This window comes from Bacillus sp. ISL-51, assembly GCF_018613535.1.
Taxonomy (GTDB): Bacteria; Bacillota; Bacilli; order Bacillales; family Bacillaceae; genus Bacillus.
This window is the reverse complement of record NZ_JAGGQB010000010.1, coordinates 15561-32614: the sequence shown is the minus strand read 5'-3', so window position 1 is coordinate 32614 and position 17054 is coordinate 15561. Positions and strand designations below refer to the sequence as shown.

The window sequence follows — 17054 nt, the reverse complement described above, 5'->3', positions numbered from 1 at the left end:
ACCATGTCTAACCAATACGGAGATAAGAATTTAAAGATTTTTTCTTTGAATTCAAATCCAGAGCTTGCAAAAGAAATCGCGGATAATGTAGGAGTTCAATTAGGAAAGTGCTCTGTTACAAGATTTAGTGACGGAGAGGTCCAAATCAATATAGAAGAAAGCATTCGCGGCTGTGATTGCTATATCATTCAGTCGACAAGTGCGCCGGTCAACGAGCACATTATGGAACTGTTAATCATGGTTGACGCTTTGAAACGCGCTTCTGCAAAAACGATTAACATTGTCATTCCATACTACGGCTATGCACGTCAGGACAGAAAAGCAAGATCACGTGAACCGATCACGGCAAAACTTTTTGCAAACCTGCTTGAAACAGCGGGTGCGACACGTGTGATCGCGCTTGATTTACACGCGCCGCAAATTCAAGGTTTCTTTGATATCCCGATTGACCACTTAATGGGTGTTCCGATTTTAGGCCATTACTTTGAAGGCAAAGACCTTAAAGATATCGTCATTGTTTCTCCTGACCACGGCGGTGTGACGCGCGCCCGTAAACTTGCGGACCGTCTGAAAGCGCCGATCGCGATTATCGATAAACGCCGTCCTAGACCGAACGAGGTAGAAGTGATGAATATCGTCGGTAACGTAGAAGGAAAAACAGCGATTCTGATTGATGACATCATTGATACGGCCGGCACAATTACACTTGCCGCAAATGCACTGGTTGAAAACGGAGCTGCGGAAGTTTATGCTTGCTGTACGCATCCTGTATTGTCAGGCCCTGCCGTTGAACGGATCAACAACTCTAAAATCAAGGAGCTTGTCGTGACGAACAGCATTAAGCTTCCTGATGAGAAAAAAATCGAGCGCTTCAAGCAGCTTTCTGTCGGACCTCTGTTGGCAGAAGCTATCGTCCGAGTTCACGAGAAGCAATCTGTAAGCTATTTATTCAGCTAAACCGATCTTTTAAGGTTTAAATCCTGGATATTGTGGGTATTGTTCTAATAGGACGATAAAACGATAAATAGGATGGTGCTGAATATGGCAACTTTAAAAGCAAACGAAAGAACAGATTTTAAACGTTCGACGCTTCGGAAAATCCGTCATTCAGGACATGTTCCGGGGATTATATACGGTAAAGAAACAACGAATACACCTGTCTCCTTAGACAGTATTGAATTGCGTAAAACATTGCGGGACGAAGGAAAAAACGCGATTATTACAATTGATGTCAACGGAAATCAGCAATCAGTCATGGTGACTGATCTTCAGATAGACCCGCTCAAAAACGAGTTGACGCACGCCGATTTTCAAGTCGTAAATATGAGTGAGGAACTTGAGGCTGAAGTGCCGATTCAGCTGACGGGAGAGGCAAAAGGAGTCAAAGACGGAGGCATCATCCAGCAGCCGCTGCATGAACTTTCGATTAAGGCTAAGCCGAAAGACATCCCTCAGACAATCAATATTGATATTTCGGGACTTGAGATGAATGACGTTTTGACAATTGCGGACCTAACTGCTGACGGCAGCTATACGTTCATGAACGAACCGGAAGAGGTCGTGGCGTCCATCCTTCCTCCGAAGCAAGAAGCCTTCGAAGAGGATGCAGAACCAGCGCCTGAGGATGATTCCGAAGGAGAAAAACAATAAGTGCTTTAAGACGTAACCCGCCCGCGGTTACGTCTTTTGTGCTAGAATGAGAAGAATTACAGCCATGTTTTAAGGGAGGATTTGCGATGCTTGTGATAGCCGGTCTGGGAAATCCGGGAAAGAACTATGAAAATACACGACATAATGTCGGCTTTATGGCCATTGACCAGCTTGCAAAGGAATGGAATATTGAACTGAACAAAACGAAATTCAACGGGCTTTACGGAACGGGCTTTGTTTCCGGAAAAAAAGTTCTACTCGTTAAACCGCTTACATATATGAATTTATCAGGGGAATGTTTGCGGCCGTTAATGGATTATTATGAAGCGGAGAATGAAGATCTGAAGGTCATTTATGATGATCTCGATCTGCCTACGGGTAAAATCCGGCTGCGGACGAAAGGAAGCGCAGGCGGCCACAACGGCATAAAATCCCTGATACAGCACCTCGGAACCCCCGAATTTGACCGCATCAGAATCGGAATCGGCCGTCCCGTCAATGGAATGAAAGTGGTTGACTACGTGTTAGGAGCCTTTTCGAAAGAAGAAGCGCCGTTTATCAATGAAGCCATTTCAAAATCAGTTAAAGCCTGTGATGCGTCCTTAACGAAACCGTTTTTAGAAGTCATGAACGAATTTAATGCAAATGTATAAGATACATAATGGGAGACCATACTAGGGAAAAATGATTTTTTACATCAGGAGGTCCAATGTATGGCTTTGCATTATTTCTGCCGCCACTGCGGTTATAAAGTAGGAAGCCTGGAATATTCGATGGTGCCGACACAGTCACTTGGATTTCAGCACTTAACAAATGAGGAAAGAAACGATATGATTTCATATAAAGACAATGGAGATGTCCATGTTCTTACAATTTGTGAAGACTGCCAAGAGGCGCTGGAGCGTAATCCGCAGTATCATGAACACCATACATTTATTCAATAAAAAGCTTTGGTGTAGATTCTAGACCAAAGCGTTTTTCTGTTCTTGCAGAAAACAGAGAGGAGGGGCCCATATGGACAATATTCAAACCTTTATAAAAGAAAGCGATGATTTTAACTCCATTGTTAACGGTTTACACGAGGGGCTGAAGGAACAGCTGCTTGCGGGTCTGTCAGGTTCCGCACGTTCTGTTTTTACCTCCGCCCTGGCCCAGGAAACGAAAAAGCCGATCTTTTTTATCACCCATAATTTATACCAGGCCCAAAAAGTGACGGAAGACCTGACGGCGCTTCTCGGGGACCAGTCTGTTTTTTTATACCCCGTTAACGAACTGATTTCTTCAGAAATCGCGGTGGCGAGTCCGGAACTGCGGGCTCAGCGGCTCGATGTCATTAATAGATTAACAAATGGGGGAGCGCCTATTGTCGTGGCGCCTGTCGCTGCCGTAAGAAGAATGCTTCCGCCAAAAGAGCTTTGGAAAAACAGTCAATTGGTTATTACCCTCGGAGATGATATAGAGCCGGATCAGCTTTCTGCACGCCTTGTACAGGTGGGGTATGAGCGGTCCGATATGGTTTCTGCACCCGGTGAATTCAGTATTCGCGGCGGAATTATCGACATTTATCCGCTGACGTCTGAGCACCCGGTGAGAATTGAATTGTTTGATACAGAGGTTGACTCCATCAGAAGCTTTAACTCCGATGACCAACGATCAATTGAGACGCTTAAAACCGTCACAATCGGTCCCGCTAAGGAACTGATCATCAGAGCGGAAGAAAAAGCCCGTGCGATGGAGAAATTGGATCAAGGTCTGGCCGAAAGTCTGAAAAAGCTGAAGCAGGACAAACAAAAAGAGATGCTGCACATGAATATCTCTCATGATAAAGAGCGATTATCAACAGGACAGACTGATCAAGAGCTGGTCAAGTATCTCTCTTATTTTTACGAAAAGCCTGCTAGTTTGCTAGATTATACGCCGTCAGACACGCTTATAGTGTTAGACGAGGTCAGCCGCATACATGAGATGGAGGAGCAGCTGCAAAAAGAAGAGGCCGAGTTCATGACAAATCTGCTGGAGGAAGGGAAAATTCTGCATGACATCAATTTATCCTTCAGCTTCCAGCACCTGATGTCCGAAAAACGGCGCCCGACGTTATACTTTTCGTTATTTTTACGTCATGTACAGCATACAAGCCCGCAGAATATCGTGAATGTGACAAGCAGGCAGATGCAGAATTTCCACGGGCAGATGAACGTGCTCGCCGGTGAAATAGAACGCTTTAAGAAATCGGGCTTTACTGTCGTCTTTTTAGGAGCAAATAAAGACAGAACAGACAGATTGGCTTCCGTGCTGGCTGATTATGAAATTGAAGCGGCTAAAACGGACAGTACTAAAGCACTTGTCCAAGGACAGGTTTATGTGATGGAGGGCGAGCTGCAATCAGGCTTTGAATTGCCGCTGATGAAGCTTGCCGTCATCACGGAGGAAGAACTGTTCAAAAACCGGATTAAAAAGAAACCGAGAAAACAGAAGCTGACAAATGCAGAGCGGATCAAAAGCTATTCTGAACTGCAGGTTGGAGACTACGTCGTCCACATCAACCACGGAATCGGTAAGTATTTAGGCATTGAAACGCTTGAAATCAAAGGGATTCATAAAGATTATCTGAACATCCATTACCAGGGCAGCGATAAGCTGTATGTGCCGGTAGAACAGATTGACCAGGTTCAGAAATATGTCGGATCAGAAGGCAAAGAACCGAAGCTCTATAAGCTCGGCGGCAGCGAATGGAAACGGGTGAAGAAAAAAGTCGAAACATCCGTTCAGGACATTGCCGACGATTTAATTAAGCTATATGCGGAACGGGAAGCAAGCAAAGGCTACGCTTTCTCTCCTGATCACGAAATGCAGCGGCAGTTCGAGTCTGCTTTCTCTTATCAGGAAACGGAAGATCAGCTCCGCTCCATTCAGGAAATCAAAAAGGATATGGAAAGAGAGCGCCCGATGGATCGCTTGCTTTGCGGCGACGTCGGTTACGGGAAAACAGAGGTAGCCATCCGTGCCGCATTTAAAGCGATTGCCGACGGGAAGCAGGTAGCACTGCTCGTGCCGACAACCATACTGGCTCAACAGCATTACGAAACCATTATGGAAAGATTTCAGGACTACCCGATCAATATCGGCCTTCTCAGCAGATTCAGAACGAGAAAAGAAGCGAATGAAACGATCAAGGGTCTGAAAAACGGAACGGTTGATATCGTCATCGGAACCCACAGGCTCTTATCAAAGGATGTTGTCTACAAGGATCTCGGTCTGCTCATTATTGATGAGGAGCAGCGATTCGGTGTCACACATAAGGAAAAAATCAAACAGATCAAAGCCAATGTCGATGTATTAACACTTACAGCGACACCTATCCCGCGTACACTTCATATGTCCATGCTGGGGGTAAGGGACTTATCTGTCATTGAGACACCGCCTGAAAACCGTTTCCCTGTACAGACGTATGTGGTTGAATACAACGGCGCGCTTGTAAGGGAAGCGATTGAGAGGGAGCTGGCGCGCGGAGGGCAAGTTTATTTCTTGTACAACCGTGTTGATGATATTGAGCGGAAAGCTGATGAGATTTCCATGCTTGTTCCTGATGCGAAGGTGGCATATGCCCACGGGAAAATGACCGAAAATGAATTGGAAAGCGTCATGCTTAATTTTCTCGAAGGGGAATCGGATGTTTTGGTCAGCACGACCATCATTGAAACAGGCGTAGATATTCCAAACGTCAATACTTTGATTGTGTTTGACGGCGATAAAATGGGGCTCTCTCAGCTGTATCAGCTCAGAGGACGGGTCGGACGCTCTAATCGGGTCGCTTATGCGTATTTCACGTACCGCAGAGACAAAGTGCTTACTGAAGTGGCGGAAAAACGGCTTCAAGCGATTAAAGAATTTACGGAGCTTGGCTCAGGATTCAAAATTGCCATGCGCGACTTGACGATCAGGGGAGCGGGGAATCTTCTCGGCGCCCAGCAGCACGGCTTTATCGATTCAGTCGGATTTGACTTGTATTCCCAAATGCTGAAAGAAGCAATTGAAGAGCGAAAAGGCGATACGCCGAGAAGCGAGCAGTTCGAAACGGAAATCGACATCGAACTTGACGCTTACATTCCCGAGAACTATATCCAAGACGGCAAACAGAAGATCGATATGTATAAGCGCTTTAGATCAATCGCGACAATTGAGGAGAAAAACGAGCTTCAAGACGAAATGATCGACCGGTTCGGCAGCTATCCGAAAGAAGTGGAACTCCTGTTTACAGTCGCTGAGATGAAGGTGTACGGAAAGTATGAACGCGTCGAACTCATTAAGCAGGATAAAGACGCAGTCAGATTTACCATTTCTGAAGAAGCCAGTGCAGAAATTGACGGACAAAAACTATTCGAGCTCGGCAATAAATACGGCAGACAAATCGGACTGGGAATGGAAGGGAAAAAACTGAAAATCTCAGTGCAGACAAAAGGCCGCAAAACGGAAGAGTGGCTGGATACCGTGCTCGGCATGCTGAAAGGCCTGCAAGACGTGAAAAAACAAACAATCGCATCTTCATAAAAATTGTTACTCTCTGGTGTATATTACATTTGATGTGACGGATACTAATTTCAAGCGAGTGGCGGAAGCTACATAAAGTAGAAAGCTTTAGTACTTTCCCTTAAATATCATCACATGAAAGAGAGGCACCAGAGAGATGAAAGCTACAGGTATCGTACGTCGTATTGATGATCTGGGACGGGTCGTCATCCCTAAAGAAATTCGGAGAACATTGCGAATCAGGGAAGGAGACCCGCTTGAGATATTTGTTGACCGCGACGGAGAAGTTATTCTGAAAAAGTATTCTCCAATCAGTGAGCTGGGTGATTTTGCGAAGGAATATGCAGACGCGCTTTATGACAGTCTCGGCCATTCCGTTTTGATTTGCGACCGTGACGCATATATTGCCGTCTCAGGCAGCTCGAAAAAAGAATTTTTAAACAAAGCAGTCAGTGACCTGCTGGAGAAAACGATGGATCAGCGCAGCTCCGTAATAGAGAGCGACGTGAAATCGGCGCAGCTTGTGAATGACATTGATGAAGACATGAGCTCTTATACCATAGCTCCTATCGTAGCAAATGGCGATCCCATCGGAGCGGTAGTCATTTTTTCAAAAGAACAAGCCTTAGGCGAAGTCGAGCATAAAGCGGTTGAAACGGCAGCCAGTTTTTTGGCCAGACAGATGGAACAGTAGGCCTTATTACCATTATTGAAATAAGCAACGGGGAAAGAACAGCTCAGGAACATGTGCTGTTCTTTTTCATATGTGATCTGAAATCGGTTCCGCCGTTAGATTGTGATATAATAAGCTCGTTTTTATAGTTCGTATTTTTTTGCGGCTGGAAGGAGCTTTTGGATGAACGATTCAGTTGGAGCCAAACGGCAATGGGCATGGCAGGGTGCTTTTGTACTGGTCATTGCGGGCATCGTTACAAAAATATTGAGCGCCGTGTACAGAGTCCCTTTTCAAAATATTGTCGGTGACGTCGGATTTTACATTTATCAGCAGGTATACCCGTTTTTGGGTATCGCAGTCATGCTTTCAACATCCGGTTTTCCGGTGATCATATCAAAATTAATGAATGACTATAGCGATCATAGACAAAAAATACTGAAAATTTCTGCTCTGTATGTCTTGGGAGCGGGAATCATTCTTTTTACATTGATGTATGCGGGGGCGGCGCCGTTAGCCGATTTTATGGGTGACGCCCGTCTTGTGATGCTGATACGCGTCGCATCATTTGCTTTTTTGCTGTTTCCGTTTACTGCGCTTTTGCGGGGCTATTTCCAAGGTGTGCACGATATGCTGCCGTCAGCCTTATCACAGATTACAGAACAGCTGCTGCGTGTTGCGGTGCTTCTCGGCTTGTCCTTCTGGCTGCTGAAAAAAGGTCACTCACTGTACGCGGCGGGAGCGGGAGCAGCCTCGGGATCAATTGCCGGAGGCTTCGCAGCGCTATGTGTATTGGGTATTTTTTGGTGCAAAAGAAAAAACACAAAGAGGGACAGCGGCGACATCGGAACAGGCGTCATTGTAAAAAAGCTGCTGCTGTATTCCATCACCATTTGCGTCAGCAGTGTATTATTGCTTTTGATTCAGCTTGTTGACGCTCTGAACTTATATTCACTGCTGTCAGATGGCACAGAGAGCCGCGGCGCGAAACGGCTGAAAGGCATTTATGACCGGGGACAGCCGCTTCTTCAGCTGGGAACCGTGTTTGCCGTCAGCATCGCTGCTTCTTTGGTTCCATCCATATCAAAAGCGGTAAATGAAAAGAAACCGTTTATCATAACAGAAAAAGCAACATCGGCCGTCAAGTTCTGCCTTGCAGTGGGAATCGGGGCTTCAGCTGGTCTCTTTTGTATTCTAGAACCGGTTAATATTATGCTGTTTCAGAACAGCGAGGGAACGGCGGCCTTACAAATTTTCAGCTTGTCCATCTTTTTTGCATCAATCGCGCTGACAGCCGCCGCTATTCTTCAAGGGGCGGGACATACCATTTTTCCTGCGGTATCAGTCTGTGCAGGAGGGGTGCTGAAATGGCTGCTGAATGTTTTATTTGTCCCAAGCTGGGGTATTGCAGGAGCGGCGCTTGCGACCGTTCTGGCATTTGCCGCCGTTGCGGGCCTCAATCTGCATCGGATTTGGAAAAAAGGCTGGCTGACCAAAATAGGCGGCGTTATTGCCAGGCTGCTGTGGTGCGGTCTGTTGATGATAGTCTTACTGCTCGTCTATTTGAAACTCTGGCAGAGTATTGTTTCCGTCAGCAGGGGTGGAGCGGTCTGTGAAAGCCTATCGGCATCAGCAATCGGGGGGCTTTTGTTTATCTATTGTATGATAAGAATGAAGATCTTTACGGACGAAGAGCTGAGCAGCGTTCCTTTTGGCAATACATTAAGCAAATTGAAAACGAGGAGAGAAAAACATGGCAGGTAACATTACAGTCGTCGGTCTTGGCGCCGGAGACATGGACCAGTTAACAGTTGGCGTACATAAGCTGCTGACTCAGGCGGAGGCTCTTTATCTGAGAACGAAAGACCACCCTTTAGTAAAAGAATTAGAGCGAGAGACCGAGGCCCAAATCTATTTCTTTGATGAGATTTATGAAAAACACGATCAATTCGAAGCCGTTTACGAAGAGATCACGGACATTCTTTTTGAAAAAGTGAAGCATGAAGATGTCGTCTACGCAGTCCCGGGCCATCCGTTCGTTGCGGAGAAAACAGTTCAGCTGTTATTTGAACGGCAAGAAGAAAAACAGATAACCGTACACACCGCCGGAGGACAAAGCTTTCTGGATGCGACATTTAACGCGTTGCGTATTGACCCGATTGAGGGGCTTCAATTTGCAGATGCGGCAACGATGAGTCCAGATGAGCTTGAGCTGCGTCATCATCTGATTATTTGTCAGGTATATGACCAAATGACCGCCTCAGATGTGAAGCTGACGCTGATGGAGAAGCTGCCAGATGACTATGAAGTGGTGATCGTGACCGCGGCGGGAAGCAAGGAAGAGGATATAAGAAAGGTTCCTTTATATGAGCTTGACCGCAGTGTCGGCATAAATAATTTAACAAGTGTGTACGTTCCGCCGATTAAAAAAGAGGAACTCCTTTACCAAGAATTCTCTGCATTCCGAAGAATTATCCGAGAGCTTCGCGGGCCGAACGGCTGCCCGTGGGATCAAAAGCAGACACATCAGTCTTTAAAACAATATATGATCGAGGAATGCTACGAGCTGCTTGAGGCCATTGACGAAGAAGACACGGATCATATCATAGAAGAACTTGGGGACGTATTGCTTCAGGTCATGCTGCACGCCCAAATCGGAGAAGACGAGGGATATTTTTCAATTGATGATGTCCTCAGAGACATCAGCGAGAAAATGGTCAGAAGGCACCCGCACGTGTTTAAAGATGTTAAGGTTCGGGATGAACATGATGTCGTCGCCAATTGGGAAGAAATCAAAAAGGCAGAAAAACAAACAACTTCCGCGTCATTGCTGGATTCCGTACCGAAAACCCTGCCTGCTCTCTCAAAAGCCGCCAAGCTTCAGAAAAAGGCGGCAAAAGTCGGATTTGACTGGGATCAGGTTCAAGAAATGTGGGACAAAGTGAATGAAGAGATCAAGGAATTTTCTGCTGAGGCTTCCGATGAAACTTCGGACGGACTGAGCCTGAAAGCTGAATTCGGTGATGTTTTATTTGCATTGGTCAATGTCGGCCGATACTATAAAATTGAACCAGAAGAAGCGCTTGCGATGACAAACGGCAAATTCCGCAGGCGGTTTGCTTATATTGAAAACACAGCCGCATCAAAGGGGCTGGAACTGACAGATATGTCACTTGAGGATATGGACAAACTGTGGAATGAGGCAAAAGAAACGGAGAGGAGATCCTAGTATGAGACTCGATAAATTTTTAAAAGTATCCAGATTAATTAAACGCCGCACATTGGCAAAAGAAGTTGCCGATCAGGGGAGAATCACCATTAATGGAAATCAGGCGAAAGCCAGCTCTGACGTAAAAGCGGGAGACGAACTGAAGGTCCGTTTCGGTCAAAAGCTTGTCACTGTAAAAGTGAACGAGCTGAAAGAAACGACGAAAAAAGAGGAAGCCGCAGGCATGTACACGATCGTCAAAGAAGAAAAACTCGGCGAATAGGCTTGTTCTAAACCAAGCCCCAGCCTCATACAATGCAGTAATAATGCTAAAAGTATCGAGGATATGGGGGCTGAATAGATGAATTCATATTATGAGCAAAAAGGTTCTTCTTCTGTTCCGGAACAGCATGACGTGACAATGAAAGGCAGAAAGCATTTAGACATTTCGGGCGTCAAGCATGTGGAAAGTTTTGATAACGAAGAGTTTTTGCTGGAAACGGTTATGGGGATGCTTTCGGTCAGAGGCGAGAATCTGCAAATGAAAAATCTTGATGTGGAAAAGGGAATTGTGTCCATAAAAGGCAGGGTGTTTGACCTTGTATATTTAGACGAGCAGCAAGGGGATAAAGCTAAAGGATTTTTTAGCAAGTTGTTTAAATGACGCTGACGACACAATTTTATACAATGCTGGCAATGGCCGGTATGGGCGCCTGGCTCGGAGCGTCACTTGATACATACAGGCTTTTTGTCATTCGCGCCAAAACAGCCAGATGGCTGTTATTCATCCACGATATTCTTTTTTGGATTGTACAAGGGCTGCTGTTTTTCTACGTGCTGCTCAATGTAAATGAGGGAGAACTCCGGATATACATTTTCTTAGCTGTATTATTGGGCGTTGCGACGTACCAAAGCCTTTGTAAACGAATGTATATAAAAATACTGAAATTCACCATTCATCTTGTGGTTTCTTTTTATCAATTTGTCAAAAAGCTCATTCAGCATGTGCTGTTTCGTCCGGTCGTCGGGCTGTTCAAGCTGGTGATCGGACTGGTTGTGTTTATTTCTTTATACTCTTACCGAATGATTGCTTTTTTCGTATTATGTCTTTATAGGATCATGAAGTTCTTGCTGTATCCGCTGTATTTTCTGTTAAAACAAATATTGAAACTTCTTCCTGAAAAGTGGCGTCTTACTTTCAAACGATATTTTCAAAAGGGTGCAGGATTTTTAAAACAGAGCAAGAAACTATTCATAACAATCAGATCGACCATTATACGTATTTTGAAAAGGTGAAAGGAGGACCGTCTGGTTTGAATCTATCTAGGGAACGAACAATAACTGAAATTCAAAATGACTATAAAGAGCAGGTAGAGCGGCAATCTCAGCTCATGAAAAGAAGGCGAAAAGGGCTTTTCAGACGGTTGATTGTATTTGGTGCCCTTGTGTTGTTAACGGCTATTGTGTTAGCGGGTTCTCTGTGGTCACAAACCTCTTCCCTTAGCGCAAACGAAGAAAAGAAAGCACAGCTTGAAAAAGAAATCAAAGGTTTGAATACAAAACAAGCAGATTTAAAAGATGAAATTACCAAATTAAAGGATGAGGATTACGTCACAGAGCTTGCCAGAAGAGACTTGTTTATGTCAGGAAATGGTGAAATTCTCTTCAATGTAGAGAAGAAGAGCAAGTAGCCTTGTTGACACTTAAATTTTTATTTAGGTATAATTAAACAAACGATCTTTTTATAAGCCTAAGGAGGAGCACTTTTTTTATGTCGATTGAAGTTGGCAGCAAGTTGCAAGGGAAAATAACAGGTATTACAAATTTCGGAGCGTTTGTTGAATTGCCTGGAGGCTCAACCGGTCTCGTTCATATCAGTGAGGTAGCCGATAATTATGTCAAAGACATTAACGAACATTTAAAAGTCGGCGATCAAGTTGAAGTGAAAGTCATCAACGTTGAAAAAGACGGGAAAATTGGTTTATCAATTAAAAAAGCTAAAGACCGTCCGCAAGCCAGACCTAGAAATGATTTCCGTCCGAAAGAATCTTTTGAACAGAAAATGAACAAGTTTCTTAAAGATAGCGAAGACCGCTTATCATCTTTAAAACGAAACACGGAATCAAAACGTGGAGGGCGCGGAGCAAGAAGAGGATAACTTGCTGCTTTCTATAAATACATGGGGCATCCGTCTATCCCAGCGGGTGCTTTTTTTTGTATGCTTCTTTTTGTAGTCAGAAAATTAAAACTTTAAACTTTCTGTTGACGGAATTAAGAAACCTTTGTATTATATAACTTGTGCTTATAAGCACCTATATGGCGGTGTAGCTCAGCTGGCTAGAGCGTACGGTTCATACCCGTGAGGTCGGGGGTTCGATCCCCTCCGCCGCTACCATATTTGTTAGGCCCGTTGGTCAAGCGGTTAAGACACCGCCCTTTCACGGCGGTAACACGGGTTCGAATCCCGTACGGGTCATCAAGCGAATCAGCTTCTGCTACAGAAGCCGATTTTTTCATATTTAGACAACTTTTTGAGAAATGTCGGTGGAAATAAGAGAGGAAAGGGGAACAAGGGAGAAAGCGTCGAAGAGTTCTTTGGAATCGTTACCTTCTTTTGACAAAATCCTATCTGTGCTTTCATTTATAATGACTAGCAACGAATAAAACAGGTGGGGGATGAGAGCAATGGAAAAAGCAGAAAGAAGAGTGAACGGGCCGATGGCCGGACAAGCTTTGGAAAAACTTCAATCGTTTTTTGAAAAGGCGGCTAAGCTCACAGTCCATCAAGCGCATTCACTTTTTTTCTATAAGGGTTTCATTTATGTCGTGATCGGCTTTTTACTCGGACGGGCTTTCATATTATCTGAGGTTCTTCCTTTTGCACTGCCGTTCTTCGGGGCGATGCTTTTGATCAGAAGAGATAAAGCTTTCTATGCTTGTCTTGCTTTACTGGCGGGCGCACTGACCATTTCGCCGAAACATTCTTTAATGATCCTGACAGCTTTGATCGTCTTCTCTCTTTTTTCAAAAATCGGCACCTTCATTATTCAGGATCGGGTGAAAATGCTGCCGATCGTTGTGTTTTTCTCTATGACAGCTGCCAGAATCGGATTTGTGTATGTAGAAAACGGAGCCTTTACAACCTATGATTACGTGATGGCTGTAGTCGAAGCGGGCTTGGCCTTTATTTTGACGTTAATCTTTCTGCAAAGCCTTCCGATTTTTACGATAAAAAAAGTCAAACAATCTTTAAAAATAGAAGAAATCATTTGTTTCATGATCTTAATCGCCTCTGTACTAACGGGGCTTGCAGGTGTCTCGTTTCAAGGAATGCAGGCGGAACATATCCTGGCCCGCTATGTCGTGCTGAGTTTCTCTTTTGTCGGAGGGGCAAGCATCGGCTGTACCGTAGGGGTCGTGACGGGGCTGATCCTCGGGCTTGCCAATATCGGAAATCTTTATCAAATGAGTCTGCTTGCGTTTTCCGGTCTTCTCGGCGGGCTGCTGAAGGAAGGCAAAAAAGCCGGTGCAGCCGTCGGATTGGTGATCGGTTCGCTGCTCATTTCTTTATATGGAGAAGGGTCGGCCGGATTAATGACCACCCTCTACGAATCTCTGATTGCCGTTGCACTGTTTTTACTGACGCCGCAGTCCATAACGAAAAAGGTGGCGCGATACATACCGGGCACTGCTGAGCACATTCAGGAGCAGCAGCAGTACGCGAGAAAAATCAGAGATGTCACCGCCCAGAAAGTGGATCAATTCTCCAATGTGTTTCACGCCTTGTCGGAGAGCTTCGCTACATTTCATCAGACGTCTTCTGATGAACAGGCTGAAGATGGAGAAATTGATCTCTTTTTAAGCAAAATTACGGAGCATTCCTGTCAATCTTGCTATAAAAAAAACAAGTGCTGGGTTCAGAACTTTGATAAAACATATGATTTAATGAAACAAGTTATGCACGAAACAGAGGAAAGACAATACACATCGAACCGCAGGCTGAAAAAGGAGTTTAGTCAGCATTGTTCGAAATCGAAACAAGTTGAAGAGCTGATTGAGGACGAGCTTGCCCATCATCATGCCCATCTGACCCTGAAGAGAAAAGTTCAGGACAGCAGAAGGCTTGTTGCAGAACAGCTATTAGGCGTTTCTGAGGTAATGGCGGACTTTTCTCGGGAAATAAAGCGGGAAAGGGAACAGCATTTTATTCAGGAAGAGCAAATGATTGAGGCGCTCCAGCATTTCGGAATTGAGATACAGCATGTGGAGATATACAGCTTGGAGCAGGGGAATATCGATATTGAAATGACCATTCCGTTCAGCGGAGGCCATGGCGAGAGTGAGAAGATTATCGCCCCTATGCTGTCTGATATTCTCGAGGAACAGATTCTCGTGAAAAGCGAACAGCACTCAAATCATCCGAATGGCTACAGTCATGTCGCGTTCGGTTCGACCAAGTCTTACCGGGTGTCGACAGGCGCGGCCCACGCGGCAAAAGGCGGCGGCCTTGTCTCCGGCGACAGTTACAGCATGATGGAGCTGGGGGCGAGAAAGTACGCAGCCGCGATCAGCGACGGCATGGGAAATGGAGCGAGGGCTCATTATGAGAGCAATGAGACGATTAAACTGCTCGAAAAGATCCTTGAATCAGGTATAGATGAAAAAATAGCGATTAAAACCATCAACAGTATTTTGTCTTTGCGGACGACAGACGAAATTTACTCGACTCTTGATCTCTCTATTATTGACCTTCAGGATGCAAGCTGTAAGTTTCTGAAGGTCGGCTCAACGCCAAGCTTTATTAAGCGGGGAGATCAGGTCATTAAAGTGCAGGCCAGCAATCTGCCGATAGGCATTATTAATGAGTTTGATGTGGAGGTCGTGAGTGAACAGTTAAAAGCGGGTGATCTGCTCGTGATGATGAGTGACGGAATTTTCGAAGGGCCAAAGCATGTCGAGAATCATGATCTGTGGATGAAAAGGAAAATGAAAGGGTTAAAAACTGAGGACCCGCAGGAAATCGCCGATTTAATGATGGAGGAAGTCATCAGAACGCGCGCGGGCCAAATCGAGGATGATATGACAGTCGTGGTGATTCGGATTGATCACAATACGCCGAAATGGGCATCCATTCCGGTGCCGGCTGTTTTCCAAAATAAAAAGGAGATTTCATAATCCCTTCGTATAAATCATTTCCCTTCTGGCGAAGATGTGATTAATCGTATCACCGGGAGGAATGTATGTGAATAAGGGACATTTAAATCAAGTTCTGCTGATTACAGATGGCTGCTCCAACCACGGCGAAGACCCGATCGCAATGGCGGCTTTTGCCAAGGAGCAGGGAATTACGGTGAATGTTATTGGAATTATGGAAGAAAACGCGATTGACCAAGAGGCAATGAAGGAAGTCGAAGGCATCGCGATGGCCGGAGGCGGCGTGCATCAAGTTGTTTATGCATCTCAATTGTCTCAGACGGTCCAAATGGTTACTAAAAAAGCGATGACCCAAACGCTCCAAGGTGTTGTCAATCAAGAGCTAAAACAAATCTTAGGAAAAAACGTTGAGATGGAGGAGCTTTCTCCGGAAAAACGCGGTGAAGTAATGGAAGTGGTCGATGAACTCGGAGAAACGGTTCATTTACAAGTGCTTGTGCTGGTTGATACGAGTGCGAGCATGGCGCCGAAGCTGCCGACAGTGAAGGAAGCGCTGATCGATCTTTCCATCAGTCTCAATTCCCGGGCGGGGCATAATGAATTTGCTATGTGTATATTTCCCGGGAAAAGCCAAGAGGTTGAGCTTGTGCTGAATTGGACGCCAAAGCTTGAATCGCTTTCCGCACTCTTTGCGAAGCTGTCGACCGGCGGTATTACGCCTACCGGGCCTGCTATTCGAGAAGCAACGCATCAATTTGAGAAAATCCGCTCAAGAAGGAGCATGTTGGCAGATGATGAACGACGCTTTAACGAGTTTGGCATGTAGTCTGACACCGGGAATGGCGATTCAGGGAAAATGGAACGGCAGATCCTACAGATTACTCAAACAGCTTGGTAAAGGGGCTAACGGAATTGTATATTTGGCAGAAGCATCAGACGGACATGTCGCTTTAAAAGTAAGTGACGACAGCATGTCTGTTACCTCTGAAGTGAATGTCTTAAAATCCTTTTCAAAGGCCCGGTCGCAAACGATGGGGCCTTCTTTTTTTGATGCAGACGACGCATTCATACCGCAATTGAAAAAAAGTGTATCTTTTTACGTGATGGAATACATAGAAGGCCCGCTTCTTCCGCAATATATCAGCAGTAGGGGCATGGAGTGGATTCCGGTGCTGATGGTGCAGCTTCTTTCAAGCTTATCGGTTCTTCATCAGCAAGGATGGGTCTTTGGCGACCTCAAACCGGAAAACCTCATTGTAACCGGCCCTCCGGCTGCTATTCGCTGCATAGATGTGGGAGGGACGACAAAACAGGGAAGAGCCATTAAAGAGTATACAGAGTTTTACGACAGGGGGTATTGGGGGTATGGTACAAGAAAAGCAGAACCATCCTATGACCTGTTTGCCGTTGCGATGATCATGATTCACTGTGTACAAAAAAAGGAATACAAAAAGACAAGTCAGCCAAAAGAACAGCTCCGTTCTATTATTGAAGGCCATCCGTTTTTGAATAAGTATAAAAAGGTTTTGTTTTCTGCTTTAAACGGTCAATATCCGTCTGCCGAAGCAATGAAGCGTGACATACTGACGGCGGGACAAAACTCCGGGAGCAGAAAAAAAGCCGCCCGGCCGCCAAAGCAGCAGCGGGTTAAACCGCGCCAAGGGTCAGTCACACAGACACGATATAAGCCCAAACAGAAATCGGCAAAATCGAATGGTTTGTTTGAAACACTGCTTATTTTGATCAGCGTTCTTGCCCTTTATTTTGCTTATATCGTCTTTTTTCTGATCTAAGCCGGGTCAGGCGTGAACAGCCATGCTTCTTCTTTGCTTGAAGGGGTTT

The 17054-nt window shown here is 45.2% G+C and carries 16 protein-coding genes and 2 tRNA genes; all 18 read left to right on the top strand.

Features of this window, described 5'->3' with window-relative positions:
• The first annotated feature begins 3 nt into the window (after positions 1 to 3).
• The 18 genes from J7E26_RS14195 (at position 4) to J7E26_RS14110 (ending at position 17005) form a co-directional block, all read left to right on the top strand.
• Positions 4 to 957 (top strand): ribose-phosphate diphosphokinase, encoded by a 954-nt coding sequence (locus tag J7E26_RS14195; RefSeq protein ID WP_214804057.1) that lies wholly within the window; start codon positions 4 to 6, stop codon positions 955 to 957.
• A gap of 84 nt (positions 958 to 1041) precedes the next feature.
• A complete protein-coding gene (locus J7E26_RS14190; protein WP_214804058.1) occupies positions 1042 to 1650 on the top strand; it encodes a 50S ribosomal protein L25/general stress protein Ctc in 609 nt (202 codons plus the stop codon).
• Between the two features lie 86 nt (positions 1651 to 1736).
• On the top strand, positions 1737 to 2303 hold the full coding sequence (pth, locus tag J7E26_RS14185) for an aminoacyl-tRNA hydrolase (protein ID WP_061521558.1): 567 nt from the start codon (positions 1737 to 1739) through the stop codon (positions 2301 to 2303).
• A 60-nt stretch (positions 2304 to 2363) separates the two neighbouring features.
• Positions 2364 to 2594 carry an anti-sigma-F factor Fin gene (gene fin / locus J7E26_RS14180; RefSeq protein ID WP_214804059.1) on the top strand — a complete coding sequence of 77 codons (231 nt, stop codon included), beginning with the start codon at positions 2364 to 2366 and terminating at the stop codon, positions 2592 to 2594.
• Between the two features lie 70 nt (positions 2595 to 2664).
• Positions 2665 to 6198, top strand: a complete 3534-nt coding sequence (gene mfd, locus J7E26_RS14175; protein WP_214813587.1) for a transcription-repair coupling factor — start codon at positions 2665 to 2667, stop codon at positions 6196 to 6198.
• 136 nt (positions 6199 to 6334) lie between these two features.
• Positions 6335 to 6871 (top strand): stage V sporulation protein T, encoded by a 537-nt coding sequence (gene spoVT, locus J7E26_RS14170; protein ID WP_214804061.1) that lies wholly within the window; start codon positions 6335 to 6337, stop codon positions 6869 to 6871.
• Between the two features lie 162 nt (positions 6872 to 7033).
• Positions 7034 to 8614 carry a putative polysaccharide biosynthesis protein gene (locus tag J7E26_RS14165; protein ID WP_214813585.1) on the top strand — a complete coding sequence of 527 codons (1581 nt, stop codon included), beginning with the start codon at positions 7034 to 7036 and terminating at the stop codon, positions 8612 to 8614.
• The gene (yabN, locus tag J7E26_RS14160) at positions 8604 to 10079 is read left to right on the top strand and encodes a bifunctional methyltransferase/pyrophosphohydrolase YabN (RefSeq protein ID WP_214813583.1); all 1476 of its coding nucleotides are present in this window, start codon (positions 8604 to 8606) and stop codon (positions 10077 to 10079) included. The genes J7E26_RS14165 and yabN overlap by 11 nt, the downstream gene beginning before the upstream one ends.
• A 1-nt stretch (position 10080) precedes the next feature.
• A complete protein-coding gene (locus J7E26_RS14155; protein WP_061521564.1) occupies positions 10081 to 10341 on the top strand; it encodes an RNA-binding S4 domain-containing protein in 261 nt (86 codons plus the stop codon).
• Between the two features lie 78 nt (positions 10342 to 10419).
• Complete coding sequence (yabP, locus tag J7E26_RS14150) at positions 10420 to 10722, top strand: sporulation protein YabP (RefSeq protein ID WP_004264638.1); 303 nt, start codon at positions 10420 to 10422, stop codon at positions 10720 to 10722.
• Positions 10719 to 11354, top strand: a complete 636-nt coding sequence (gene yabQ, locus J7E26_RS14145; protein ID WP_214813580.1) for a spore cortex biosynthesis protein YabQ — start codon at positions 10719 to 10721, stop codon at positions 11352 to 11354. The genes yabP and yabQ overlap by 4 nt, the downstream gene beginning before the upstream one ends.
• A 17-nt stretch (positions 11355 to 11371) precedes the next feature.
• Positions 11372 to 11749, top strand: coding sequence for a cell division protein DivIC (gene divIC, locus J7E26_RS14140; RefSeq protein WP_214804065.1), 378 nt, complete (start codon positions 11372 to 11374; stop codon positions 11747 to 11749).
• A gap of 80 nt (positions 11750 to 11829) precedes the next feature.
• Entirely contained in the window at positions 11830 to 12216 is a 387-nt protein-coding gene (locus J7E26_RS14135; protein ID WP_004264630.1) for a S1 domain-containing RNA-binding protein, read from the top strand.
• A 160-nt stretch (positions 12217 to 12376) separates the two neighbouring features.
• Positions 12377 to 12453 (top strand) — tRNA-Met (locus tag J7E26_RS14130).
• 9 nt (positions 12454 to 12462) lie between these two features.
• Positions 12463 to 12534: transfer RNA gene (locus tag J7E26_RS14125), tRNA-Glu, on the top strand.
• A gap of 209 nt (positions 12535 to 12743) precedes the next feature.
• On the top strand, positions 12744 to 15233 hold the full coding sequence (spoIIE, locus tag J7E26_RS14120) for a stage II sporulation protein E (RefSeq protein ID WP_214813577.1): 2490 nt from the start codon (positions 12744 to 12746) through the stop codon (positions 15231 to 15233).
• A 67-nt stretch (positions 15234 to 15300) separates the two neighbouring features.
• Entirely contained in the window at positions 15301 to 16038 is a 738-nt protein-coding gene (locus J7E26_RS14115) for a vWA domain-containing protein (RefSeq protein ID WP_214804067.1), read from the top strand.
• Complete coding sequence (locus tag J7E26_RS14110) at positions 16004 to 17005, top strand: protein kinase domain-containing protein (protein ID WP_214804068.1); 1002 nt, start codon at positions 16004 to 16006, stop codon at positions 17003 to 17005. The genes J7E26_RS14115 and J7E26_RS14110 overlap by 35 nt, the downstream gene beginning before the upstream one ends.
• Positions 17006 to 17054 lie beyond the last annotated feature (49 nt).

Excerpts from the sequence above, each read along its gene's own strand:
- J7E26_RS14165 (WP_214813585.1), top strand. The coding sequence starts at position 7,034 with ATGAACGATTCAGTTGGAGCCAAACGGCAATGGGCATGGCAGGGTGCT.
- pth (WP_061521558.1), top strand. The coding sequence starts at position 1,737 with ATGCTTGTGATAGCCGGTCTGGGAAATCCGGGAAAGAACTATGAAAAT.
- J7E26_RS14155 (WP_061521564.1), top strand. The coding sequence starts at position 10,081 with ATGAGACTCGATAAATTTTTAAAAGTATCCAGATTAATTAAACGCCGC.
- yabP (WP_004264638.1), top strand. The coding sequence starts at position 10,420 with ATGAATTCATATTATGAGCAAAAAGGTTCTTCTTCTGTTCCGGAACAG.
- spoIIE (WP_214813577.1), top strand. The coding sequence starts at position 12,744 with ATGGAAAAAGCAGAAAGAAGAGTGAACGGGCCGATGGCCGGACAAGCT.
- yabQ (WP_214813580.1), top strand. The coding sequence starts at position 10,719 with ATGACGCTGACGACACAATTTTATACAATGCTGGCAATGGCCGGTATG.
- yabN (WP_214813583.1), top strand. The coding sequence starts at position 8,604 with ATGGCAGGTAACATTACAGTCGTCGGTCTTGGCGCCGGAGACATGGAC.
- J7E26_RS14190 (WP_214804058.1), top strand. The coding sequence starts at position 1,042 with ATGGCAACTTTAAAAGCAAACGAAAGAACAGATTTTAAACGTTCGACG.
- spoVT (WP_214804061.1), top strand. The coding sequence starts at position 6,335 with ATGAAAGCTACAGGTATCGTACGTCGTATTGATGATCTGGGACGGGTC.
- J7E26_RS14195 (WP_214804057.1), top strand. The coding sequence starts at position 4 with ATGTCTAACCAATACGGAGATAAGAATTTAAAGATTTTTTCTTTGAAT.
- J7E26_RS14110 (WP_214804068.1), top strand. The coding sequence starts at position 16,004 with ATGATGAACGACGCTTTAACGAGTTTGGCATGTAGTCTGACACCGGGA.
- fin (WP_214804059.1), top strand. The coding sequence starts at position 2,364 with ATGGCTTTGCATTATTTCTGCCGCCACTGCGGTTATAAAGTAGGAAGC.
- J7E26_RS14135 (WP_004264630.1), top strand. The coding sequence starts at position 11,830 with ATGTCGATTGAAGTTGGCAGCAAGTTGCAAGGGAAAATAACAGGTATT.
- mfd (WP_214813587.1), top strand. The coding sequence starts at position 2,665 with ATGGACAATATTCAAACCTTTATAAAAGAAAGCGATGATTTTAACTCC.